The sequence below is a fragment of the Micromonospora sp. M51 genome (assembly GCF_018070305.1).
Taxonomy (GTDB): domain Bacteria; phylum Actinomycetota; class Actinomycetes; order Mycobacteriales; family Micromonosporaceae; genus Micromonospora; species Micromonospora parva.
Map to the genome: position 1 here is coordinate 1 of NZ_JAGPXZ010001417.1, position 583 is coordinate 583.

Annotated in this window: 1 protein-coding gene; it reads right to left on the minus strand. The window is 70.0% G+C overall.

Annotated elements, in window-relative coordinates:
- A partial coding sequence (locus tag KBX53_RS35190; protein WP_210864060.1) for an ATP-binding cassette domain-containing protein occupies positions 1-583 on the minus strand: 583 nt, incomplete at both ends.

The following is a 583-nucleotide window of genomic DNA, read 5'->3' on the forward strand; positions in this document are numbered from 1 at the left end:
GTCGTAGATGTCCAGCACCAGGTTCTCCGCGACGCTGAACTCCTTGACCAGGCCGTCCACGCTGCGGTCCTCGGGCACGTAGCCGACGCCCGCCCGGAGCACCCGCTTGGGCTTCCAGCCGTTGATCCGGTCGCCGACCAGGCTGACCGTGCCGCCGAGCACCGGGCGTAGGCCCATGATCGCCTCGATCAGCTCGGTCTGACCGTTGCCCTGGACGCCCGCCACGCCGAGCACCTCACCCGCCCGCACGGTCAGGTCGATGCCGTCGACGGCGCGGATCTGCCGGTCGTCGTCGACGACGAGCCCGGACACCTCCAGCACCGGCTCGCCCGGAGTGGCCGGGGTCTTGTCGACGGTGAGCCGGACGTTGCGCCCGACCATCAGCGCGGCCAACTCGTCCCGGCTGGCCTCCGGCGAGGCGGTGCCCACCGTCTTTCCGCGTCGGATCACGGTGATCCGGTCGGCGATGGCCTTGACCTCGCCAAGTTTGTGGGTGATGAAGACGATCGACTTGCCGGCCGCCTTGAGGGACCGCATCACCGTCAGCAGTTCCTCGGTCTCCTGGGGGGTGAGCACCGCGGTC